Origin of the sequence: Pseudomonas sp. NPDC089395, from assembly GCF_044749525.1 — a bacterium.
Classification (GTDB): Bacteria; Pseudomonadota; Gammaproteobacteria; order Pseudomonadales; family Pseudomonadaceae; genus Aquipseudomonas.
Map to the genome: position 1 here is coordinate 474,942 of NZ_JBIVID010000003.1, position 22,851 is coordinate 497,792.

Annotated in this window: 16 protein-coding genes and 1 pseudogene; 7 read left to right on the forward strand and 10 right to left on the reverse strand. The window is 62.3% G+C overall.

What is annotated here, in order from left to right:
- Nucleotide 1 precedes the first annotated feature (1 nt).
- From ACIPZG_RS10555 to ACIPZG_RS10575, 5 genes are read left to right on the forward strand one after another with little or no spacing between them, the layout of a single operon-like run.
- Complete coding sequence (locus ACIPZG_RS10555) at nucleotides 2-364, forward strand: STAS domain-containing protein (RefSeq protein WP_400713197.1); 363 nt, start codon at nucleotides 2-4, stop codon at nucleotides 362-364.
- Complete coding sequence (locus ACIPZG_RS10560) at nucleotides 361-765, forward strand: ATP-binding protein (RefSeq protein ID WP_400713200.1); 405 nt, start codon at nucleotides 361-363, stop codon at nucleotides 763-765. The genes ACIPZG_RS10555 and ACIPZG_RS10560 overlap by 4 nt, the downstream gene beginning before the upstream one ends.
- Entirely contained in the window at nucleotides 756-1,772 is a 1,017-nt protein-coding gene (locus tag ACIPZG_RS10565; RefSeq protein WP_400713203.1) for an ATP-binding protein, read from the forward strand. The genes ACIPZG_RS10560 and ACIPZG_RS10565 overlap by 10 nt, the downstream gene beginning before the upstream one ends.
- Entirely contained in the window at nucleotides 1,765-2,634 is an 870-nt protein-coding gene (locus ACIPZG_RS10570; protein ID WP_400713206.1) for a sensor histidine kinase, read from the forward strand. The genes ACIPZG_RS10565 and ACIPZG_RS10570 overlap by 8 nt, the downstream gene beginning before the upstream one ends.
- A complete protein-coding gene (locus tag ACIPZG_RS10575) occupies nucleotides 2,624-4,570 on the forward strand; it encodes a response regulator (protein WP_400713209.1) in 1,947 nt (648 codons plus the stop codon). The genes ACIPZG_RS10570 and ACIPZG_RS10575 overlap by 11 nt, the downstream gene beginning before the upstream one ends.
- A 5-nt stretch (nucleotides 4,571-4,575) precedes the next feature.
- Here ACIPZG_RS10575 and ACIPZG_RS10580 read toward each other — a convergent pair whose 3' ends face one another.
- The 4 genes from ACIPZG_RS10580 to ACIPZG_RS10595 form a co-directional block, all read right to left on the reverse strand.
- Complete coding sequence (locus ACIPZG_RS10580; protein WP_400713212.1) at nucleotides 4,576-4,935, reverse strand: WYL domain-containing protein; 360 nt, start codon at nucleotides 4,933-4,935, stop codon at nucleotides 4,576-4,578.
- A 124-nt stretch (nucleotides 4,936-5,059) separates the two neighbouring features.
- Nucleotides 5,060-7,567, reverse strand: a complete 2,508-nt coding sequence (locus tag ACIPZG_RS10585; RefSeq protein WP_400713312.1) for a TonB-dependent siderophore receptor — start codon at nucleotides 7,565-7,567, stop codon at nucleotides 5,060-5,062.
- Nucleotides 7,568-7,676: 109 nt separating this feature from the next.
- The gene (locus ACIPZG_RS10590) at nucleotides 7,677-8,636 is read right to left on the reverse strand and encodes a FecR domain-containing protein (RefSeq protein WP_400713215.1); all 960 of its coding nucleotides are present in this window, start codon (nucleotides 8,634-8,636) and stop codon (nucleotides 7,677-7,679) included.
- A 5-nt stretch (nucleotides 8,637-8,641) separates the two neighbouring features.
- Nucleotides 8,642-9,157 (reverse strand): sigma-70 family RNA polymerase sigma factor, encoded by a 516-nt coding sequence (locus ACIPZG_RS10595; RefSeq protein ID WP_400713218.1) that lies wholly within the window; start codon nucleotides 9,155-9,157, stop codon nucleotides 8,642-8,644.
- A 227-nt stretch (nucleotides 9,158-9,384) separates the two neighbouring features.
- Between ACIPZG_RS10595 and ACIPZG_RS10600 the strand changes: the two genes are divergently transcribed.
- Nucleotides 9,385-10,503 carry a DUF3616 domain-containing protein gene (locus ACIPZG_RS10600; protein ID WP_400713221.1) on the forward strand — a complete coding sequence of 373 codons (1,119 nt, stop codon included), beginning with the start codon at nucleotides 9,385-9,387 and terminating at the stop codon, nucleotides 10,501-10,503.
- A 98-nt stretch (nucleotides 10,504-10,601) separates the two neighbouring features.
- Here the strand turns inward: ACIPZG_RS10600 and ACIPZG_RS10605 are convergent, their stop codons facing one another.
- From ACIPZG_RS10605 to ACIPZG_RS10630, 6 genes and pseudogenes are all read right to left on the reverse strand, one after another.
- Nucleotides 10,602-12,125 (reverse strand): DUF2235 domain-containing protein, encoded by a 1,524-nt coding sequence (locus tag ACIPZG_RS10605; protein ID WP_400713224.1) that lies wholly within the window; start codon nucleotides 12,123-12,125, stop codon nucleotides 10,602-10,604.
- 36 nt (nucleotides 12,126-12,161) lie between these two features.
- Nucleotides 12,162-13,865, reverse strand: coding sequence for a hypothetical protein (locus tag ACIPZG_RS10610; protein ID WP_400713227.1), 1,704 nt, complete (start codon nucleotides 13,863-13,865; stop codon nucleotides 12,162-12,164).
- A 42-nt stretch (nucleotides 13,866-13,907) separates the two neighbouring features.
- Nucleotides 13,908-17,372 carry a hypothetical protein gene (locus ACIPZG_RS10615; RefSeq protein ID WP_400713230.1) on the reverse strand — a complete coding sequence of 1,155 codons (3,465 nt, stop codon included), beginning with the start codon at nucleotides 17,370-17,372 and terminating at the stop codon, nucleotides 13,908-13,910.
- Between the two features lie 457 nt (nucleotides 17,373-17,829).
- Nucleotides 17,830-18,210 (reverse strand): annotated as a pseudogene (locus ACIPZG_RS10620) (response regulator transcription factor); the annotation flags it as partial.
- 150 nt (nucleotides 18,211-18,360) lie between these two features.
- A complete protein-coding gene (locus ACIPZG_RS10625) occupies nucleotides 18,361-20,241 on the reverse strand; it encodes a DUF1302 domain-containing protein (protein WP_400713233.1) in 1,881 nt (626 codons plus the stop codon).
- A 114-nt stretch (nucleotides 20,242-20,355) separates the two neighbouring features.
- Nucleotides 20,356-21,264: a LysR substrate-binding domain-containing protein gene (locus ACIPZG_RS10630; protein ID WP_400713236.1), complete on the reverse strand. Its 909-nt coding sequence runs from the start codon at nucleotides 21,262-21,264 to the stop codon at nucleotides 20,356-20,358.
- A 147-nt stretch (nucleotides 21,265-21,411) separates the two neighbouring features.
- Between ACIPZG_RS10630 and ACIPZG_RS10635 the strand changes: the two genes are divergently transcribed.
- Nucleotides 21,412-22,836, forward strand: coding sequence for an aldehyde dehydrogenase family protein (locus ACIPZG_RS10635; RefSeq protein ID WP_400713239.1), 1,425 nt, complete (start codon nucleotides 21,412-21,414; stop codon nucleotides 22,834-22,836).
- The last annotated feature ends 15 nt before the right edge of the window (nucleotides 22,837-22,851 follow it).

Below are 22,851 nucleotides of genomic sequence, written 5' to 3' on the forward strand. Positions count from 1 at the left end.
GATGGAGCGCATTCCCATTCTGCAAATGGGTGAGTTTCTGCTGGTAACCATCCAGGTCGACATGCATGACCAGCTGGCACTGCGGCTGCAGGACGACCTCACCGAGCGCATCGACCAGACCTCGGCCCGGGGCGTGCTGATCGACATCTCCGCACTGGACATGGTCGACTCGTTCATCGGCCGCATGATCGCGAGCATTTCCGGCTTGTCACGGATCATGGATGCCCAAACCGTACTGGTCGGTATGCAGCCGGCGGTGGCGATCACCCTGGTAGAGCTTGGCCTGACCCTGCCCGGGGTGAGTACCGCGCTCAACGTCGACCGCGGCATGAACCTGCTGCGCCAGCGAGTAGGCCGCTCATGACCATTCACCAAAGCGGCAGTCAACCGGTGCGCATCGAACAGGACGTGGTACTGGCCCGGCAACTGGCACGCAAGATTGCCAGCGAATGCGGCATGCGCCTGGTCGACCTGACCAAGCTGGTCACGGCCGTCAGCGAGCTGGCCCGCAACACGGTGGTGTACGGCGGTGGTGGCGACATGGACTGGGCAGTCATCGAAGAAACCGGGCGGGTAGGGCTGCGCCTGGTCTTTCGCGATGAAGGGCCGGGCATCGCCGATACCCGGCTGGCACTGACCGATGGCTGGACCTCGGGTTCAGGCTTGGGCCTGGGGCTGACCGGCGCTCGTCGGCTGGTCGATGAATTCGAACTGGACACCGCTCCCGGGCAAGGCACCCGGGTAACGATCACCCGATGGACATGAACCTGGTCGCGAGCCTGACCCAGGTCCTTCGCCTCGATGACGCCAGCCAGGTCGGGTACGCCCGGCGGGTCGTGCAGAAACTTGCCGAACAGCTCGGCTTTTCTGCGACTGACGCCGGCCGTGCGGCGATCGTCGCCACCGAACTGTCCAGCAATGTGCTCAAGCACGCCGAACACGGAGAGCTGCACCTGCGGGCGCTCAGCCATGGCGCCCATCAGGGCATCGAGCTGATCGCGGTGGATCGTGCCCAAGGTTTCGACCTGCCCAGTTGCCTGGCCGACGGCTATTCCACCGGTGGCACCCAGGGCATCGGCCTGGGGGCGGTCAGCCGCCTGGCACAGGTGTTCGATGTGCATGCCGACGCAGGCGGGGCGGTGGTACTGGCGCGGCTCTACAGGCAGGAAGACACGGCCAGGGACCTGCGCATTGGCGTCAGCCAGCATTCACTGCATGACGCAGAGGCGTGCGGCGATACCTGGCACGTGACGCTTGCCGAACAACGCCTGAGCGCCCTGGTGATCGATGGCCTGGGCCATGGCGAGGCGGCCGAGCGTGCCGCCAAGGTCGGCGCCGAAGCGTTTGCCCAGCGCCCTTTCAACGCCCCCGAATACCTGCTGGGTGAGCTGCACCATGCCATGGCCGCCACCCGAGGCGGGGCCGTCGCCATCGCCCAGTACGACGGGGCGGGCGACAAACTGACGTTCATCGGCATCGGCAATATCGGCGCGACACTGATCGGTGGCGAGCGCACGCGCGGCCTGGCCTCGCACCCGGGCATCGTCGGCGGGCAATACCGCAAGGGCCAGGTGTTCGACTACGCTCAAGTGAAAGGAAATCTGTTGATCATGTTCAGCGACGGCCTGCAGTCACGTTGGAGCCTCAATACCTATCCCGGCCTTGCTCACCGCCACCCAGCCGTGATCGCCGCCGTATTGCATCGCGACTTCTGCCGAGGACGGGACGACGTGACGGTGCTGGTCATCGACCTGGAGACCGTGCATGGCTGAACCCGACATCAGCGCCGAGCAGGCCGCCCTCGTGGCGCGTCTGCAGGCCGAAAACCAGGCCCTGCGCACGGAATTGGAGGAAACCAACCAAGGTGTGCTGGCGCTCTATGCCGAGCTGGACATCCAGGCCGAGCAGTTGCGCCAGGCGTCAGACCTGAAAAGCCGCTTCCTCTCCTACATGAGCCACGAGTTTCGCACGCCGCTGGGCTCGATCCTGAGTATCACCAGCCTGCTTGCCGACGAAGTGGACGGGCCGCTGAGCAAGGAGCAGCAACTGCAGGTGGCCTTCATCAGCACGGCAACGCGCGAACTGAGCGACATGGTCGAGGACCTGCTGGACCTTGCCAAGATCGAAGCCGGCCGGATCACCATCTCGCCAGCCTGGTTCGACATGCTCGACCTGTTCGCCGCCTTGCGCGGGATGTTCCGCCCGATCGTCGATGCGGGCACGGTGGACCTGATCTTCGAGGAGCCCCAAGGGCTGGGGCAGATGTACACCGATGACAAGAAGCTTGCGCAGATCCTGCGCAACTTCATCGCCAATGCCCTGAAGTTCACCACCCGCGGCGAAGTCCGGGTGACGGCGCAGTTGCATGGCAGCGACCGGGTCCGTTTCGCCGTCAGCGACACGGGAATCGGTATTGCCCCGGAACTGCTGGGCGGATTGTTCGAAGACTTTGCCCAGCTTGATTCACCCCTGCAGAAACGTCTGCGCGGCACAGGCCTTGGGTTGTCACTGTGCAAGCGTTTCGCCGCGCTGCTGGGCGGCGAGGTGGGGGTGGACAGTACGCCCGGCGTCGGTTCGTCGTTCTTTGTCATCCTGCCCCTGGCGCTGACCCAGGAGGGCGCTGATGAACGCTGACGTGCACCTGCTGATCGTCGATGACAATGCGGCCACGCGCTATGCGCTGCGGCGTCGCCTTGCCCTGCATGGTTACCAGGTACTCGAGGCCGGTACCGGGGGCGAGGGGCTGGCGCTGCTCGGCAGCGAGCAGATCGATGCGCTGATCCTCGATGTCAACCTGCCCGACATGAGCGGCTTCGATATCGTCAGGTTGCTGCGTGCGCGGCCGGCGACCGCCTTGCTGCCGGTGATCCACGTATCGGCGGCGTCGATCCAGACCGGCGATATCATCACCGGGCTCGATGCGGGGGCCGATGCCTATCTGGTGCATCCGGTGGACCCGGATGTGCTGGTCGCCACCCTGCGTACCCTCCTGCGGGTGCGCGACACCGAGCGGGCGTTGCGCGAAAGCGAGGCCAACTTTCGAGAAATCTTCACCAATGTCTCGGCGCCGATCGCCGTGCTCGATGCCAAGCTCAAGGTGCATGAGTGCAACCATGCATTCGCCCAACTGATCCAGGACAACCGCCACCCCGAAGTGCTGCAGGAATGCTTTGCCGACCACCAGACAACAACCCTTGCCGCGTTACGCCAACATCTGGTCGACGGTCAGCGCTGGCGGGGCACCCTGGGCATGAGCGTGGGCGGGGTGCCGCGGGACACCGAGTGGCAGCTTTCACCCTATCGGGCACCGGGTTTGAGCCTGGTTTTCGTCGAAGACGTCACCGCACATCGCCATCGCGAACGCTCGCACCTGGCACGCCTGGATGACGCCAACACCCAGCTGGCGCGGGAAATGGAGCAGCGCGAACGGACCGAGGCGCAGCTGCTGCAATTACAGAAAATGGATGCCCTGGGCAGCCTGACTGGCGGTATCGCCCATGACTTCAACAACCTGTTGACGGGCATCATCACCAGCCTGGAGCTGATCCGCAAACGCGTTGCGCAAAACCGTGTGGAGAAGGTCCCGGCCTATGCCGACGCGGCGCTCAGCTCGGCCATGAGCGCCGCCTCCCTGACCCACCGGCTGCTGGCCTTCGCTCGCCAGCAACCCCTGGACGCCCGCCCGGTGGACGTCAACGAGCGAGTGCGGTCACTGGAAGAGCTGATTACCCGGACCATCGGCGAGCGTATCGTGCTGACGCTGGAGCTTTCCAGCGAACCGACCATCGCGCTGGTCGACCCGATCCAGCTGGAGAGCGCGGTGCTCAACCTGGTGATCAACGCTCGCGATGCACTGGCCAGGGGCGGGCATATCTGGGTGAACACGGCGGCGACCTGGTCGCATGGCGACCCCAACCTGCAGGACGGCCGTTATGTCGCGGTGACCGTCCGCGACGATGGCAGCGGCATCGCGCCGGAGCTGCTGGAAAAGGTGTTCGACCCGTTCTTCACCACCAAGCCGCTGGGCCAAGGCACCGGGCTGGGGCTGTCGACCATCTATGGCTTCGCCCGCCAGTCGGGTGGGCACGCGGCGATCCGCAGCGTGCCGGGGCAGGGTACCGAAGTCACCTTGATGTTGCCGGGCAGCAATCAGCAGGAGACCCGCGAGGAGCACACGCCACGGCCCGAGCAGCAGGGGGCGGGCGAGCATGTGCTGGTGGTCGAGGACATGGCGTGCGTGCGCCTGTCCGTGGCCGAAGTCCTGGCCGATGCCGGCTATCGTTGCACCTTGGCCGAAACCATCGAGCAGGCACTTGACCATCTGCGTGAAGATGCCGATATCGCATTGCTGCTGACCGATGTCGGTCTACCCGGCATCAGTGGCCGCGACTTGGCCGATATGGCGCGTACCTATCGCCCTGGCCTGCCGGTGCTGTTCATGACCGGCTACGCAGAGACGGCGCTGGATCGCCAGACCTTCCTCGATACCGGCATGGACCTGCTGATCAAACCGTTCCAGATCGGCGAGCTGCTCGACAAGGTGCGGCTGAGCCTTGGCCAGGTGAAGTAAACCGTTCAGCGCTCGCCCGAACCTGTGAAAACGACCTGCGTGAGCAGTCTCTCGCATATGTACGCCCGCAAATCAGTGGGGGCCAGTACTTCGATGTCTGCCGCGTTGCTGAGCAGAAACAGGCGTAGCCCCTGGCTGTCGTTTAACCGGCAGGTCAATACCCAGCCATGCCGGTCCTGCGTGACGAGCTGATCGGCAGACAGCGGATTCTCGGTGAGTCGGTTGTGAAGGTTTGGGCTCAGGCGCAGTTTCAGTTCGACAAGCGTGATCAGGTCTCGCTGTGCTTGCGGCGACCCAGGGTCGTAACCTGCGGGCTCAGCGATGTTGGCCACCGTGGTGCGGACACTGACCACGCGGTGCAGCATCAGCGGTTTGGCTTTGCCAGGCGCAGGCTGCCTCTGTTGCGGGGCAGCTTGTCTGCCTGAGCCCACGCTGCTGGCCGGGCCCTGGCTCCGCGACACCGTGCAAACAGCGATCTCGCGTCGGGCCTCAGAAACTCCCTTTGAGCGTCACCATGAAGTTGCGCGGCTCGCCATAGAAGTTGCCCCATGAAACGGCGCCCACGCTCTGGTAGTACTTCTTGTCGAACAGGTTGTTGCCGTTGAGCGCTACCGTCCAGTTCTCATCGATTCGATAGCCGATGCGCCCACTCCAGATGGCGTAGCCGGCTTGAACCGATTTCACCGCAGGCGTCACGTTCCCATCGCGGAACGAAACGTCGCTCTGTGCCGTTACCCCGGCCCCCACGCTCCAGCGATCCAGTGGCCCGGCCAACTGGTAGTCACCCCAAGCCCGGAACAGGTGGCGCGGGAAGTAGCTGATCGAGAAGGCCGGTTCCTGCGGGTTGTCATCCATGCTGTCCAGGTACTTGGTCTGGGTGTAGGTGTAGCCCGCCAGCACTTGCAAGCGGTCGATGACCTCGCCGCTGATTTCCGCTTCGAAGCCCTGTGCCCTGACCTTGCCCACATCGCTGTAGCAGAAGCCGTCCGAGGAGCCGGGGCAGGAGGAATCGTAGTTGGCTTCGGCGCGGTGCTCCTCGACCGTGCGGAACAGGTTGAAGGCGGTGTTGACGCGGCCGTCCAGCAGCTCGCCCTTGATGCCGACCTCGTAGCTGGCGCCGGTCTTGGGTTGCAACGGGCTGCCGGACTCATCGGTGTAGGTGCTCTGGGGCTGGAAGATGTCCGCGTAGCTGGTATAGACGGACCAGTTGTCGTTCAGGTCATAGATGAGCGCCGCGAAGGGCGTGACCTCGCCGTTTTCCTGGCTCTTGTCGTGCTGCCAGTAGTCCCAGGCCTGGGTGTAGGAGTCGCGGGTATTGCGATACCAGCTGACGCGCGAACCGAGGACGAAGGTGAGCGGCTCGGCCAGTTTCAGCCGCAGCGTGGCGTAGGTTCCGTACTGCTTGGTGTCCGTTTCGGTGGGAATCGGGCCACCGCGGTAGGAATTGGGCGGGTAGAAGCTGTCGTCAGGCTCGGGGATGTGCGGGTTGGGGTTGAGTGGGTCCTGGCGGGTACCGAGCAAGTCGGTCATGTTGATCAGCGCCCAATGGTCACGGGTCTTCGCGCGGCTGGCGTTGGCCCCGACGATCACTTCGTGCTGCAGGCCGAATGCATCGAATTTGCCGTCCAGGTAGGCATCGAAGCCGTAGTCGGTCTGGTCGTAGTCGAACAGCCCGGAGTACACCGATGAGGGCGCCGAGCTGGCATCTGGCGTTACGCCACCTGGGGTTTCCGACAAGGCATATTTGATGTCCTGGTCGTTATGGGTCCAGACGCCGGCCACCTTCATCGCCCAGTCGTCATTGAACTGATGGTTCAGGTCGGCGAATACCGTGGTGCGCTCGCTGTCCCAGCTGTTCCAGGACGCCCCCAGGCAGGTCGAGCGGCTTAGCTTCAAGTCCTTGCCATCGCTGTAGCGCGGCAGGCCGTGCCAGCAAGGACGGGCATCGAGGCGTTCGTAGGCGACACCGACGCCGACCGTGGTATCCGGCGTTACGTCGTAGTCCAGGGCACCATAGAAGATCTGGTCGTTGCGCTTGCCCAGGTCGTAGAAGTACTGGCGATCCTGCTGCGCCACCACGGCGCGACCGCGCAAGGTACCCGACGCGTTGAGTGGGCCGCCGGTGTCCACCTGGCCGCGGTAGTTGTCCCACGAGCCTGCCGAGAGTGTCAGGCTGGTGGTCGGTGTGCTCTGACCACGTTTGCGCACGAAATTGACCCCGCCCGCCGAGCTGCCCGAGCCTTTCATCATGCCCGCCGCACCCTTGAGCACTTCGACACGGTCGTAAAAGGCCATGTCGCCGGAGAAGCTGTTGGCCTGGACATACTCGCCCCCCACGTCCAGCGGCACGCCGTCGTACTGGTACTGCCCCTGCATCATGAAACCGCGGGAGTAGAAGTACTTGCCGCCCATGGGCGACTCGTACACCGCGATGCCAGGGGTTTTCTCCATCGCCTGCTCGATGGTGTTGATGTTCTGGTCGTCCATGTACCTGCGGGTCAGGACGGTCACTGCTTGAGGCGTTTCGCGCAGGGTGTGCACGCCTTTGCCTATGGTCACGGCGCGGGCCGCGTAGGCGTTGGTGCCTTCCGAGGTCGGGTCCAGGTGCCGGCTGGAGACAGTCGTGGCGTCCAGTTCCAGTGAGCCCTGCTGGTTGGCCAAGGGGCGCAGCGCAACACTGCCATTGCTTTGCGCCACGGCTTGCAGGCCAGTGCCTTGCAACAGTACGGCAAACCCTTGGGCGACGCTGTAGTTGCCCTGCAACCCGCCAGAAGGATGGCCTTCGGTCAAAGCCGCATCGAACGACAGCGCGCTGCCTGACGCCGAGGCGAACGCGCTGAGCGTTTCGGTGAGGCTGCCAGCCGGAATCTGGTACTGGCGCATGTCGCTGATCTGGGCCGCGCAGACGGCGGCCGGCAAGCTGGCCAGGGTGACGGCACAGAGGCTCAGGCCAATGGCAGCGGTCAAAGGTCTGAGTCGGTGGGTGTACGGGTACATCATGAACTTCCTCCCCAAAATGAAACCGATCGAACGGCATCTGTCTGAGGATTGGCCGAACAGCCGAGGCAAACAGTGCAACATCGCCAGGAATTTTTTCGGCGATGTCTCACGCGTGCTTGGGCATGACGCTCACCCAGTAGTCGGTGCGACGCACGATACGCAGCTCAAAGCCGCTTTCCAGTGCGGCAAGGGCACGTTCGGTATCGTCCAGGGGAAAGGCACCGGAGACCCGCAGCCCGGCAATGGAAGGGTCACAGCGCAGCCAGCCGCGGCGATAGCGTGACATTTCTTCGAGCAGATCGCCCAGCGGGCGCTTGATAGCGATCAGGTTGCCCGTTCGCCACGAGGCCACCGAGGCATCGCTGAGCCAAGGGGCGCCGGACCGGGCACGGTCGAACCGCACCTGCTGGCCGGCGTCCAGGCGCAGCGACTGGTCGCTGTCCGCAGGGCGGATCTGCACGGCTTTTTCAATCACCGCCACTTCGCAGTAGCGCGCGTCGGTCTGCACGGTGAAGCGGGTGCCCAATGCCTGCACCTGGCCTTGGGCAGTCTCAACCAGGAATGGACGGGCGAGGGCGTCGGCAGCCGTCTGCACCATTACCCGGCCGCTGAGCAGGCGCAGCAGACGCCGATCGTTGTCGAAACGCACGTCCAGCGCCGAGCGGCTGTCGAGCAAGACCTGGCTGCCATCTGCCAACGAGACGCCACGCTGTTCGCCAACACCGGTGTGGTGAGTGGCGAGCAGGTTCGTCCTCACGTCGCTTTCCCAGCCGGCCCATCCCACAGCGCCTACACCGGCGAGCACCAGCAGCTGGCGCAGTACCCGGCGGCGCGATTCCCTGGCCTGCTGCAGGGCCGGTGCCGCGAGATTGCCTGGCACACATTCGACCAGCTGGCGCACGGCCTCGACCTGCTGCCAAGCGTGCCGGTGCAGCGGGTCGGCATCGTGCCAGTGCTGCCAGCGTAGTTGCACGGTGGCCGAGTCCAGCCCGGAAGTGAGCTGCGCATACCACTGCGCCGCGCTGCGCAGCGCCTCGCGTTCGGCGGGGTCCAAGGGTGGGCGCACGTGTGTCACAACAACCCCAGGCGCATCAGGCAGCAATGCTCCATGGCCTTGGCCATGTGGTTGTTCACCGTGCGCAGGGAGATGCCCAGGCGCTCGGCGATCTTCGGATAGCTCAGGCCCTCGAACTGGGAAAGGATGAACGTCTGCCTGACCTTATCGCCCAGGCTGTCGAGCATGCGGTCGATTTCCAACAGGGTTTCCAGAACGATGGCCTGTGTTTCTTGCGAGGGGTAGACGTCGACAGGGAGTGCGGCCAGCGCTTCGAGGTAGCTTTGCTCCAGTGCACGGCGGCGGAACAGGTCGATCACCAAGCCTTTGGCTACCGTGCTGAGGTATTGCCGCGGTTGGCGAATCTCCAGGGCCTGACGGGCCTTGATCACCCGCACGAAAGTGTCTTGGACGAGGTCTGCGGCATCGCTGCTGCAATCCAGGCGCTTGCGTAGCCAGCCGCGTAGCCAGGCGCTGTGGGTACTGTAGAGCTCGTGGGCGGCAAAACGCAGGGCACTGTCGTCGGCAGACATGGAAATAGATCAATAATGATAATGAGTCGCAGTTTGACCTTTTTGTGCGCGCTTTGGCAATCATCGGGACGCCGGAATTCAAGTCGGAAATTGTGCTTTGGCACGAAATAAAGTGCATAGCGAAATCGTCTAGGGCGTGTCTTTGCAATTGCTCGCCACTCGCTGTTGACTAGTTCGAGTGAGCAGGGGCGGCGCTTGCTACGACGGGTCAAACGAGGGCCTTCAGCATGAACAAGGGGCATGTCGTAACCTTGCAATTCGATGCCGATCTCAATGACCTGGCCAAAGGCAAGGCGCTTCGCGATGGGCTATCCGTTGCCTTGCAGATCGGCACGACGCTCTGGGTTGCCAACGATGAAACGGTGAGCCTGGAGCGGCTGACGCCACTGCCGGACGATGGCGCTGGCGCTTGCCGCTACGGCCAGCACAAGCAGTTTCAGCTCGGCGATTATCTGGCGCTGCCAGTGCCACCCGGCGATGACCCGGAAGAACTGGACGAGGCAGACATCGAGGGGCTGGCCTTTGATGGCGGTTATCTCTGGCTGGTGGGTTCGCACAGCCTCAAGCGCAAGAAGCCGAAGCTCAAGGAGGGGTACGGCAAAGCCAGCCAGCAGTTGGCCAAGATCGGCCGCGATGGCAACCGCTACCTGCTGGCCCGCATTCCCATCCAGGAAGAGGCCGGCGGCTGCCGGCTGGAAGAACGCATTACCCGGCACGGCAAGGACCTCTACGCCGCCCGGCTGCGGGGGAACGCGTTTGGCGACGAACTGACCGACGCGCTGCAAGACGATGAACATCTCGGACCATTCCTTGCGATCCCAGGCAAGGACAATGGCTTTGACATCGAAGGCCTTGCGGTTGTGGACGGGCGGATCTTCATTGGCCTGCGCGGGCCGGTCTTGCGCGGCTGGGCGGTGGCGCTGGAGCTGGCGGTCGACGACGACCCCGGCTCTTCCACCCTGAGCCTGAAGGCCATCGGGCCGAACAAACGGCGCTACCGCAAGCACTTCCTCCAACTCGGGGGGCTGGGCATTCGCGACCTGTGCGTGCAGGGCTCGGATTTGCTGATCCTTGCGGGGCCTACCCTGGATCTCGATGGGCCGGTCAAAGTTTTCCGATGGCCCGGTGGTTGCGCACCCGATGACGAGGCTATGGTCCCGTCGAGCGTATTGCAGCCCATGCTGGATGTACCTTATGGCGACGGCAGCGACCATGCAGAAGGCATCACCCTGTACGTGCCTGAAACCGGGCAGAAGCCTTCGTTGCTGGTGGTGTACGACGCTGTCGCCGAGCGGCGCAAGGTGGAGCAAAGCGCAGTGCTGGCGGATATTTTCCAATTGCCGTGAAGGCGGTGCTTCATGCGCTGTCGCCGCGGGCAGGGTAGGGGGTGCCGGCGGCGACAGTCCGTGCGCTGATAACGTCTAACGTCGATGAAACCGACACCTCATCCTTTCACCGTCAGCGCAACATGCCCTCGGTTGTTGCCATAACAGTTCCACGCATCATTGGCATAGGCATACAAATAGCCCGACCGCTTTGGTGTATAGGTGCGCCCTTTACCTATCTCGAACACTTCCGGCTTGATCAGATACCCTTTGGCATCCACCCCATCGCTGTTGGCGATCGCCCCGATCAGGCTGAACCAGTTGAACTGTTCATGACGCTTGGTGAAGTTGAAGTTGGCATCGTTGTTCTTGAACAGCTTGCTGTACCAGGTCTCCACCTGGCCGAGGGCGCTGGCCACCAGGTGGGCGACCTCCGCCGGCTGGAAATTACCGTCACCGGTACCGCCGGGGTCGCAGCTGATCGAACTGTCGAGCCATTCCCCCGAGGCACTGAAATGGTAGGTCTTGCCAGCTTCCAGCCACAGGCCGGTTTCGTTCCACGGCACGCGGGCCGCAATGTCGATCACCAACGGGAGGGGCGGTGCGATCAGGCGAGACTGCCGGTAGGGGTGTTGAGTGATGGGCGGGTCATTCTGACGCTCGAGCGCGGTTTGATGAAAACTGGCTTCTTGCGCCTTGAGGTTGGGGATGCTGCGCGGTTGCGTGGGCAACAAGCTGAACACGCCGTCGCACGAGTCATGCATCATGTCGTGAAAGTCAGGGCGAATCTGCTTGATGGTCTTGGGGGTGAACGCCAGCCCACATTTCGAAGCTTCCTCGACCATCCACTGCAACGCGCCGTCAGCCAGGCCGCTTTCACGATAGCCACCGCCGACATCGGAGTGCACGCCGGGGAACCACAACTGCTGCACGTCACAGCCTGCGGGCACATCTGTCCATAGCGTGGGCTGGAAGGACGCACGGCGCTCGTCCATCGCCAAGGCATGACGGCCCGTCTTTACCGCGGCGTGGAAGGCGGTGTCGTGGAAGGTGTAGCGATTGCGATCATCGAGCAGGTTGAGCAAGGCCATGTCGTCGGGTATGCCCAGTGCGCCGACGGTGTCCCACACGCCGATGAAGCGAATCGCAATGCTGGCACCTTTGGCGTTATGAAATTGCCAGCCCAACGTGTCCCAGTCTTCGCGATCTTCCAGTTTGCGTCGGTAGCCGAATTTCATCAGGCGGTCGATGTTGCTCCAGACGTCCGCTGGCGGCATGTCTGCAATCTTCAGCAAGCCGCAACGACTGATCAATCCGCTCAGGCTTCGAACGGTATAGGCGCCACGGCTGAACCCGAACAGATAGATGTCCATGCCCGGCTGATAGCAGTAACAAAGCTTCTGGTAGGCGCTCTTGATGTTGGCGTCCAACCCTGACCCTGTGCCGCCACCCAACGCCTTGTCCCACCATTTGCCGGAGGTACCGACACCGGGGTGATAGTACTTTTCCTGATGAACACCGGCGGCGTCCTCGTCCGCCACGGCGTTATGCAGCCTGACCACGTTGGTGGGGGCCGGGACACCTTTATCCAGCTGTTCGGGCGTGTTCCAGGTGCCGTCGCAGCAAATCACGATGTTGGACATGAAACCGCCCTCTGTTCGGGTTGACGAAGTGATGAACTACGCATGTATCCAGAACGCACTTTCGGCAAATTGCTCGCCGTTCCACCAGTTGGCAGTACCGGTTCCATACGCGAAGTTGCGCGCACCTGCCTGGCTCTGCAGCGGCGCAATCACGTCACCGGCGGCATCGCGCCTGGCGCTGTGGGTGGCGTCCTCGGGCACCACTGCCACGATGTGCCCAGACCGGCCATCTTCCTTGCGCCGTGCAACGATCAGGGCAACGCCGCCCTGGTTGGCTGCCTGCTGCAGTTTGCTGAGCGTGCCGGTTTGCCGCCAACCGAACGCGCTGCCGAAATCACGCAGCCAGCGGAACAGGTCGTTGGCCCGCATTTCGGTGATCGTGGCACCAATCAGCGGTGCCACGGGCTTGTCGTGCGACAGGTCCAGCAGCGCCCTGGCCGTCCACCAGGTGCGCGGCAGATACACCCCGGCGAGGGCGCAATAGTCGTGGCAGTAGATGTTGCAGAAGGTCAGGCCATCGCGTGGCTGGTAGCGTTTGTTGGCTGGGTTGTCGACGCCCAGCCAGTCGATGATGGCCGCCAGCTCGGTGCGCAGTGCCTGGGGCGTGTCGCCTTGGCGTTGGGGTTGACCGCGTTCGTTCAGCGAATGTGCAGCGGCTGGTGCAATGCGTCGGGTGACCTGGTTGGGCTTGTGCGCCAGGTGCGCAGCGACGATGCCGGTGCTGGGCGCCGTAGGCGCCGGAAGGGTAATGGGCACATCCTCGATCGACTCATCCGCCACCAGGAATTTCTGCGCGACGAAGCCGTGCAGCAACGCGCCGGACAGTGAGGTCTCGATCTCCCGGAAGCCGTTCTGCGCACGGATACCGACAGCACGTACCGGGTGGCCGTCGGGCAGGTTGCCGATGACGTTGGCATTCGACGGTTCGCTGATGCGCGGCTCGCTGCGCACGCGCAGGGTGCTTTCGCGGGTGTCCACCCGCAGGAACTCACCGGTGGCCGTCAGTGTGCTCGGTGGTGGCAACAGCGCAAGGCCTGGCGCGGCAGGGGCCAGCTGTGGCGGCGCGCCGTCCATGCTGACGGTATGGGCCAGTTGAATGAAGTCGAGCAGGTTCTCGCCGTAGAACCGTTGGCCATCGAAAAAGCCCTGGCGCAGGCCCTTCTTCGGGTTGAAACCGCCGGTGTTGTAGGCGATGCCGACCGATGCCAGCTGCTGGTCGCTGAGCGATTGCGCCTTGGACAATCCCAGCGTTTTCAGGCCGCGCTTGAGTTCGCTCAGGCACTGATCGAGTGCGCCATCGAATTGGGCGTAGCGCTGGTCGAGGAAGTAATCGGGGTCATCCTTGAAGAACTGCAGGTCGCGCTGAAAGATGCCGAAGCCGTGGCAGAACTTGTTCTGTCTTCTCGCCACGGGCGCGTAGCCGCGAATGTGCTCGGCCATCTCCACCAGCGAACGATGGGCGAGTTCGAACATCTCCTCGCCGCGCGGGGCTGCCAGCAACGCGGCCTTGTCCTTGGGAAAGGCTTTGCGTCCCTTGTCCGCGTCGAGCGTATCGCCGACGCACAGCCTCAGTACCTCGGCTTCCGGGAGGTCGTGGCGCAGGTTCTGCCAGATTTCCCCCGTCTCCTGGCAAGCGATTGCAGTGAGGAAATCCACGGTCAGCGGAGTCCCGGTCAAGGCAGGTTGCAGGCGGTCCTGGAAGTGTGACTTGAACCATTGGACATCGTTTGCATTAGGCATGATGTGCTCCTCTGCCGGCCCCAAGGCCGGCGTGTGGTTGCATCAGAACTTCGCGTAGTTCAACGCATCGACCAGCGCCGACCCGCCGATGCCGGTCAGTGACAGCAGCAGCGCGCGTACCAGCGGCTCGTCGGCATACCGGGAAAAGGCGCCGGTGTTCAGTGCCACGATGCGTTCGCGAATCAAGCGGAACTTGGCGGACAAGGTTTCGTTGCCCGCGATTTCAAGCAAGTACTGGTCGATGCGTTGAAGGCCGACTGTCCGCGCTTTCTCGGCAGCCCTGCGCAGCGAAAGCGCCGAAACGAGCAAGATCAGGCCCGTCAATGCGAAGGTGATGATCATCCCTGGCGGGGTTGGCCAGTTGTCGAAGTAGCTGCTGCGAGAAACGATCAGGATCAACAGCACCACGGTCGGCGCGTAGATCAGGCGGCTGACGGCGGCGGTGCGTTTGGCGATCAGGGTCAGGCCGAACCATTCGTCGATGCTGGGGTGAGCGGCCTTGGGCACCGGGTTGTAGATGTCACCGAACAGCGCTTTCTGCTCGCGTTGCAACTCCCTTGGCCAGATCCAGTGCTCCTGGCTCAGTTGGCGGATGAAGCGGGTCAACAGGCGGTTGGCGTCGACTACCCAGAACACCAGCAGGTTGAACGCCAACACAGGCGGGAGCCAGTTCCAGCCTCGCAGCGGCGGGTTGCCGCGCACGGGGTCGCCATCCATGGGCCACAGCACGAACAGCAGGCTTGTGAGCACCAGGAAGATCCAGGAGCCGAGCATCGCGCGCAACAACCTAGCACCGAAACTGCCGCAGATACGGTGTTCGGTCCAGTACGTCAGGACTTCGTTAGAGCCAGGTTGGGTCTTCTTGGGCTGGGCGTTGGGTGAGAGCGGCAGGAAAACGTGATTGAGCCACTCGCCCAATGCCTTGGCCAGACTATTCGGTGATCGCATTTTTCCATGGTCAGTCAACTTCATCAGTTGCTGCCACAAGCCGACCCTTTCAACGACATGCAGGTGGTATTCGCGCTCGATCTCCTGATGATTGAGCCGCAGATTGCGCGCACCCCAGGCCAGTGCGGCGAGCGATATGATCACCGCGAGCAACCTCAGGGCCAGGGTTGGCCAGGCACTGATGCCTTCGAACAGGAACATCGGTTCGCCCAGACCTTGCTCGGTCAAGCTTTCGCGCTCTTGATAGCCGCGCAGCAATACCAGGATGAAGATCACCAGCGGCACGAGTACGTACCAGGCATTGGCATCGAAGAGGCCACTAGCCACGGCCGAGTTACCGGCGGCATTGCCTTTGTTCCGTGCGCGACGGTTCAGGCCTGTTGCGATCAGCCCCAGCAGGATCAGGCCGAAGGTTACCCACAGCATCTCGACCCGCCAGGCGTTTGTGGCGATCCATGCCGTCAGCGCTGCCACGCCATACAGGGCTGATGGCACCCATACGCCCAGCCCCGTGCTTTTGTCGCGGTTACTGCTGCTCCACCAGCTCAACACCAACCCGAGGACCACCAGTACCAGTGCCAGCGGTCCTGCCATGAATAGCGACAGAATGCGATTCAACCGATGCTTCAATGCCTCGGAAGGCTCTGGATAAATGGGCGGGGAGGGGTCCTGCAGGCAGCGCAGGGCCATGATGTCCTGAGGCCGGATATAGGTGCCCTGACTCGAACGATTGCTGATCGGTGCGCAATCGATGGCGCGTCGCTTGGTGAGGCTGCTTTCCAGCGGTATGAAGCCGCTGATGCCCACTTCGTAGATGCTCGGTGACAGAATGCCGGCCTTGGAGTAATCGAACTTCCAGCGCTTGGCGTCGAACGGCTCGGGGGCCAGCGCTGCCAGCACCGAGACAAATACCGCGCTTTGCAGGCTGTCGCGAAACGGCGGCATCTCCTGCTGCAAGGCGCGGGTGAGGGTCAGGCCGTAGGGCGATGCCAGCACCAGGTTGCGCGTCACCTGGGCTTGCCCGCGCTGCAACATGCGCGCATCCAGGTCGGTGGAGAAATACAGTTTGTTGGGCATGCGGCTCTTCAGGGCCTGCAGCACCAGCAGCTTGTCATAGGTATCCAGGCCCAGCACGCCGATTGCGCCGATGCCGCTGTTGCCCGCATCACGGAAGGCCTGGTCCTGCATCATGATGTGATCGGCCAGGCGGCGCAGGTAATCCAGTTGCGAGTTGCCGTCGGATTTTTCCAGTGGGCTGAGGTCGACCGTGCGGTTGTCTTTTTCGGTTTTCTGGTCAGTTTTGGCAATGGTGTCCTCCGGTAGACGGCCATCCAAACCGCGCAAGTAGCTGTAGCGCAGAACCCAAGGGTCGACCCTGGAGCTGTCCAGAGGCGGCATCGAGGGCCGCTCGCCTATTTTGCTGCGGAAACTTTCGATCAGTGCGCGGCTGTAGAAACTGTCCCATTCGGAAATCAGTGCGATGCGATTCGCGCTGCGCCGCTCGGGGAAGCATTGCCGTTCATCTTGCGGGGTGGCGCAGTGTGCGCCGGCTGCGGGGTCGACATGGCGTAGCTTGAGCTCGTCGAGTAACAGGCGAGCCATCGTGGTGTCGTCGCTGACGGTGCGGATCAGCTGGATGCCCTTGAACGGGGAGACGGCCTTTTGGCCGCGTTTGTCGAAGTCACCTAGCAACAGCTTCTTGTCAGCGGTGGCCAAGGGTGAATAGATTTCGATGTTTGGCGGAATGACTGCTGGCGTGAAAGTTTCACCACTACCCGCGAGAGTGGGAGGAAGAGGAGGGGGAGGAGGGGGAGGTTTACCGTCAGTGCCGAGCCCGTAGCGTGCGAGGGCTTCTTGTCGGTACATGATGCGCAGCATGTGTGAATCGGCGGGCCCGATCACCTTGAGTGTGGCGTCTGGCATTTCCGTACTCAACGTGTCCCTGAAACTGCTCAGTTGGCCCAGCGGATCCTCCTCGAGCACATCCTGCTTGAGCCAAAGCAGCCTAACCCGCGCTGGAGGCAGCGGATCTTCGTCGTTGATCGGGGCGGGTACCAGTGGGTCGGCTACGAAGTCCTCGTAGGGTACCTCCACTTCCGCGGGTACTTTCTGCTCTTTGGCAAAACCCAACGAATATGTCATGGCCAGGCAGCGAACATGTTGCTCATCTTCGGGGACAAGTCGAGCGCCCTTCAGGCCTGCCAGAATGGCATAGCGCATCCGGCGGCGAAGTTCGACAGCTTCGGCATAGGCGCCATCTTCCACCAACGCAACGATGAGCTGGGCCTTCTTTTCAGGTTTTGTGCCAGTGCACGCCGCGATAGGGGGGGTGATATTAAGTTCCTTGATACGTTTACGGTAACGCTCAAGTGCATCGAAAGGGTCCTGCCACAGGCGTGCTTCGATCGGCATGTGTGGCTGGAACTGGCTACCCTCCGGGCGGGTTTCAAGGAAGGGCGCGCGGGTCAGGGCAAAGGTGGAAATCACCAGGCTGAGTATCAATGCGCTGCCGGGCAGCCAGACCGCATAGTTACTCGTTGAATTGTTGTTTGTGTCCATGGGGCATACCTGAATCAGGTCGCCCTTGGCACAGGAGCGGGACCGTATCCAGAAGCCACGAACAGCGGCTTGCACTACGTCGATGAGGTCGAACGTGCGGAGCGGCGAACATTGTTCTCTGTTGGCAGAGACTGGCAAGTTGAAGTTTAGAAAAACCCGGCAGGCTGGCAAGTTGCCAGATTAGTGCGTTGTCTGATTTCTGATGTTCGGTACTTAAAAGAGCACTTGGTGTATCGGCAAGTTTACACTCCGATTCATTTTGATCTTTCGAGACTGCACTCCCGAAGCGACACCCCATTCTTCGAACGCTGTGGTTTTTTCCTGTGAGAGCCGGCTTGCCGGCGATAGGGCCCGAACCGGCGCTGCAAGCTGCCCCGTTTTGCCTGTTCCGGCCTCATCGCCGGCAAGCCGGCTCCCACAGGGATCGCGTGGATTGCCCGCGAATGGGCGCTGCTCCTCACACCAGCAACCCCATGACCTTGGCTTGCGCAACAGCCTGTGTGCGACGCTCCACGCCCAACTTGCAATTGATTTTCCGCGCATGGGTTTTCACCGTGTGCAGGGAAATGAACAGTCGCTCAGCCACTTCCTGGTTCGACAAGCCTTGGGCGATCAAGCTCAGCACCGTCAATTCGCGCGCGCTGAGTTGCGACTTTGAAGGGGGTACGCCAGCACAGTGCGGCACAGGGGCGTGCAGCGAGCGCTGTGGCCAGGCGGTCACAGGCAGTAACGCCTGCAGCAGGCGTTGGCCTTCGCCTGCGCCAAACAGGTGGTCGCAAAGCTGCTCGAGCGCAATCGGCTCAAGGACGAGGGTGCAGGAGTGCAGGGCTTGCATGGCGGTTCTCAGCCTTGTTCTTGTTGTAGACAAACCGGCTTGCCAGCAGGTGCAGGGCACGGCTGGCAAGCGACACTACAACAGGCGAAAAACCAATGAAAATCAATAAAGACGAGTTCTGATATTGGGTTGCCTGATATCGGCGAGTGCGTGCTAGAAGTTCACGCCGAAACTGGCCGCGAAGAAGTCGCGGTCGACGGCCGTGTTGTAATCACCGTCGAAGAAATCGGTGTAGGAGACGCTCGCGGTGTAGGTATTGCGGTACTCGGCATCCAGGCCGAGGCTGAGGGCTTTGGCCCCTTCGGTGAACTGGCCGTTCGGGCCGTAGCCCTGCACGTCGTGGGACCAGGCCAGGTTCGGTTTGAGGTTGATTCCGGCAAAGACGTCGTTGTAGTCCCAGATCGCGCGCAGGCGGTAACCCCACGAGGTGCTGGTGGTGTAACCCTCGTTTTCGCAGAAGCGGGTCAGGTTCTTGCCATTGGCACCGACCGTGCCTAGGTTGAGCTGGCGACAGGTATTGATCGCACCCCCGGCGCTGGCCGGCAACGGCCCTTCACCGAACACCGGATCGCGCCCGTAGCGCGCCTGGGCGCTGCTTTCCAGCCCGCCCACATGCACCACGCCGAGCTCGCCGACCAGAGTCAGGCGCTCGGCGCCCATCACCTGATCGAAGAAGTGAGTGAAGGTGGTCTGGAACTGGGTCAGCTCCTTGCGCCGATAGCCATGCAGGTCCTGGCCCGGTGCGATGTCCAGCACCGAGGCGTTGGGCAGCACCGGCCCGCCCAGCGGGCCGACTGCCGCGAACAGGATGTCCTGAGTGTTCAATTGTACGGGGGCATTGGGCCGGTAGCTGATCTCGCCCTGCCAGGCGGTGCCGGTGGGCAGGGTGGTGGAGAAACTCAGGCCGTACAGGTGAATATCTTCGGGGTACTCGATGAAGTAGCGGGAGTTGGCCGCCACTGCTACCGGTTGCAGGGCGGCGGCCGGCCCGGTCAACAGCGCTTGGGCCGCGGTGTATACCTGCTGGTTGGCCGCCGTCGCGCTGAAGAACGGCTGACGGCTGTGGTAATTCATGTAGTACGCGCCGAACTCGGTATTCAGAGCATCGGAATTGAAGCGCAGTGCAATTCCGTATTGGCCGCTGTCGCGGGCATCGCGGTCCGCGCCACGCGGTACACGCACGCCTTCCTGGTTGATATCGGCGCCGAACACTCGCTGCAAGGCCGCCAGCCCGCCTGCGGGGATTGCCGAACGAGGCGAGAGGACTCGCAAGTTGCCTGTGCAGCCGTCTGCCACCACGTCAGGCTGGGCGAAGAAGGTGCCGCAGTTGTCGACCACCGTCTGGTCCCATTCCAGCTGGTAGAAAGCCTCGGCCGACAGGCTGTCCGACAGGCTCTGGGACACATAGAACATGTTGACCGGAATCAGCCCTTCCTTGACTTCGGCGCCGGGTCGTCGGAACGCAGCGGCATCCACAGGGTTGATGGCATTGATGCCGTTCTGGATGAAAGTGCTCTCACCCCAGCTGACCACTTGCTTGCCCAGGCGCACCGAACCGGGTTGCTCGGCGACCTGGTAGTTGTGGTAGACGAAGGCGTCGAGCAGTTGCGCACCGGAAGACTTCGCCGCCTCCTTGCGGCCACTGTTGTCGATGTCCTTGAAAGGACGGTGCTCATCCTGGAGTTCGAAGTCGTACCAATACTTCCCGCGCAGGAATATACCGGTATCGGCGTACTTGAGTTCAAGGTCGTGAATGCCCTTGAAGATCTTCGAGAACGTCTCGCCCTTTTTGAAGTTGAGGTGCGAGTCGTCGGAAGTTTGCGCCAGGCCCTCGCCACCGTTGTTGCCACCAATCAGGTCACGATCAGGGTTGGCGGTTGACCAGCTGGCGCCTACCGACAGGGAAGAATCGAACGTCCCTTCGATTTCCCCGATGTTGAAAGCTACCGCCTGGGACTGGGCAGAAAATGCCAGGGAACCGGCCATTACCAGCAGGTGCGGTCGAATACAGGCATGCCTTGTTGTTGTTTTCATGCAGCTCTCCAGTCGAGGGGAAGGGGAGCCACAACTTAATGATCAGCAAAGGCCGGCGGTAAGCACCGCAAGTATGATTCTGCTCATACCAACGACTGATTCAGATCACTGCGCCTACAGCCGAGCGCAAATGCTGGCGATACCGTTACGCAACCACTGGTGCGCAGGATCGTGCTGGAAACGCTGGTGCCAGCTGAGGTGGATGGGGATTTCCAGGCCTTCGAGTGGAGTCTTGAAACACTTCAGCGGGTGCAACGCTGAAAATGTCCTGGCCATGCGTGATGGCATGGTACATACCACGTTACTGCCGGCAACGATCCACGGCATGCTGAAGAAACTGTGCACATGCAGGTAGTACTCGCGGCTCACTCCGAGTGCTTCCAGGCGCCGTTCCACGGGGCGCAGGTCATCGGCGTCCGGCCATTCCAGCACCAGATGCTTGAGCGTCAGGTACTGTTCGAGCGTCAGCTGATTACCCACCCGCGGGTGGTCGCGCCGTACCATCGAGTACAGTTCCTCCTTGAGCAGCAACTGGCTGTTGAACGCCTCGCCCGGCAGGGGCTCGGTCCACAGGCACAGGTCGATCTTGCCGAAGCGCATCTTTTCCTGCAGTTCACCCTGCATGTAGGTTTCGACATTGATCCGCACCTTGGCACCGAGGGTATCCAGCCAATCCATGAGGGGCGCGAGCACGACCACTTCCCCATAATCCGACAGCACCAGGTTGAACACGCGCTCGCTGCAAGTGCAGTCGAACTCGACGCCCTGGGTCAGGGTGGTGACGACCATGTCGAGAATCTTTCGGATGGGCTTGGCAAGTTCCTGTGCCCGGGGCGTGGCACGCATGCCGTGGCCCGTACGCACGAACAGATCGTCCTTGAGCACGTGGCGCAGGCGCGCCAGCGCATTGCTGATCGCCGGCTGGCTCATGCCGATCCTGTCCGCAGCCCTGGACAGGTTCTGCTCGGCCATGATGGCGTCGAACACGGTCAACAGATTCAGATCGACACTGCGCAGATTCATCACTCGCGTCCTGATTGAACTAACAGAAGAGGGGAGGCGATATAGGCAAGGCGTATATCTGCCTTATCGATTATTTATTTTTTTCCATTTCTTCGGCGTCGTACCGTTGCTCGCGGGTTTCCAAAGACAAGCACTGGAGTTTCAACTGTGAGCATTGAACTGACTTCCCGGTACCTGATGACCATCGATGGTCAACCTACCGACAGCGATCGTCACCTCGGGGTGATCAATCCGGCCAACGAACAGGTCATCGCCCTGGTACCCGATGCCAGCCGCGAGCAACTCGATGCGGCAGTCGCGGCTGCGCGTCGTGCCTTTCCCGCCTGGTCGGCAATGCCTGTTGCCGAGCGCCAGGCACTGGTCGCCGACATAGGGCAGAAACTGCTTGAGCAGCTGGAGGGCTTTGCCCAGCTGCTGACCCGTGAACAAGGCAAGACCCTGGACTACGCCCGCTTCGAAGTGGGCGCGGCGGCCGCCTGGTTCAGCGAATTCGCCAAGATGGCGCCCACCGAAACGATCATCGAGGACAGCCCCGAGCACCTGGTCAAGGTCCGTCGCGTACCGATTGGCGTGGTCGGTGCGATCGTGCCCTGGAACTTCCCCGTGCTGCTGGCGGTGTGGAAACTGGCCCCAGCACTGGTCGCGGGCAACACCGTGGTGCTGAAGCCTTCGCCGTTCACGCCACTGACGGCCCTCAAGCTCACCGAATTGATCAACACCTTGCTGCCGCCCGGTGTGGTCAACGTGGTGAGCGGGGGAGATGACCTCGGCCCGTGGCTGACGGCTCACCCGCAGATCGACAAGGTGTCCTTCACCGGCTCCACCGCCACCGGCCGCCGCGTGATGGAAAGTGGCGCGCGCAACCTCAAACGCCTGACCCTTGAACTCGGCGGTAACGACGCGGCCATCGTCTTGCCGGACGTGGACATCGCGCAGACCGCAGAGAAGCTGTTCTGGGGCGCCTTCAGCAACAGCGGTCAGTTCTGCCTGGCGATCAAGCGCCTGTACATTCACCAGGACATCTATGAGCCGCTCAGCCAGGCCATCGTCGAGTACGCCCGCAACGTCAGCGTCGGCGACGGCAGCTTGCCAGGGACGGGGCTGGGGCCTGTGCAGAATGCCGTGCAGTTCGAGCGCCTGAAGGCGTTGCTGGCGGATATTCGCGAACAGGACCAGCGCGTGTTGCTGGGGGGCAACCTGGCGCAAGGGCCGGGTTATTGCTTCCCCGTCACGATCGTCGACAACCCGCCCGATGATTCGAGAATCGTCACCGAGGAGCCGTTCGGCCCGATCCTTCCTCTGCTGAAGTTCTGCGACATCGATGAAGTCATCGCGCGCGCCAACGACAGCGAATATGGCCTGGGCGGATCGGTCTGGAGCAAGGACGTGGAACTGGCCACTGCCATTGCCCAGCGCCTTCAGACCGGCAAGGTGTGGATCAACGAGATCCATGAATTGAACCCCTACACGCCACTGGGTGGACATAAACAGTCGGGCATCGGCGTCGAGAACGGCATCGATGGCCTGATGGAGTACACGAACGCACAAACGCTCTCTATTCGTCGCCAGTAAGGACGTTATCGTCAG

What these genes read in the sequence shown, in the direction of transcription:
- ACIPZG_RS10555 (WP_400713197.1), top strand. Translation starts at nt 2, where the DNA reads ATGGAGCGCATTCCCATTCTGCAAATGGGTGAGTTTCTGCTGGTAACC.
- ACIPZG_RS10560 (WP_400713200.1), top strand. Translation starts at nt 361, where the DNA reads ATGACCATTCACCAAAGCGGCAGTCAACCGGTGCGCATCGAACAGGAC.
- ACIPZG_RS10565 (WP_400713203.1), top strand. Translation starts at nt 756, where the DNA reads ATGGACATGAACCTGGTCGCGAGCCTGACCCAGGTCCTTCGCCTCGAT.
- ACIPZG_RS10570 (WP_400713206.1), top strand. Translation starts at nt 1,765, where the DNA reads ATGGCTGAACCCGACATCAGCGCCGAGCAGGCCGCCCTCGTGGCGCGT.
- ACIPZG_RS10575 (WP_400713209.1), top strand. Translation starts at nt 2,624, where the DNA reads ATGAACGCTGACGTGCACCTGCTGATCGTCGATGACAATGCGGCCACG.
- ACIPZG_RS10580 (WP_400713212.1), bottom strand. Translation starts at nt 4,935, where the DNA reads ATGCTGCACCGCGTGGTCAGTGTCCGCACCACGGTGGCCAACATCGCT.
- ACIPZG_RS10585 (WP_400713312.1), bottom strand. Translation starts at nt 7,567, where the DNA reads ATGTACCCGTACACCCACCGACTCAGACCTTTGACCGCTGCCATTGGC.
- ACIPZG_RS10595 (WP_400713218.1), bottom strand. Translation starts at nt 9,157, where the DNA reads ATGTCTGCCGACGACAGTGCCCTGCGTTTTGCCGCCCACGAGCTCTAC.
- ACIPZG_RS10600 (WP_400713221.1), top strand. Translation starts at nt 9,385, where the DNA reads ATGAACAAGGGGCATGTCGTAACCTTGCAATTCGATGCCGATCTCAAT.
- ACIPZG_RS10605 (WP_400713224.1), bottom strand. Translation starts at nt 12,125, where the DNA reads ATGTCCAACATCGTGATTTGCTGCGACGGCACCTGGAACACGCCCGAA.
- ACIPZG_RS10610 (WP_400713227.1), bottom strand. Translation starts at nt 13,865, where the DNA reads ATGCCTAATGCAAACGATGTCCAATGGTTCAAGTCACACTTCCAGGAC.
- ACIPZG_RS10615 (WP_400713230.1), bottom strand. Translation starts at nt 17,372, where the DNA reads ATGGACACAAACAACAATTCAACGAGTAACTATGCGGTCTGGCTGCCC.
- ACIPZG_RS10625 (WP_400713233.1), bottom strand. Translation starts at nt 20,241, where the DNA reads ATGAAAACAACAACAAGGCATGCCTGTATTCGACCGCACCTGCTGGTA.
- ACIPZG_RS10630 (WP_400713236.1), bottom strand. Translation starts at nt 21,264, where the DNA reads ATGAATCTGCGCAGTGTCGATCTGAATCTGTTGACCGTGTTCGACGCC.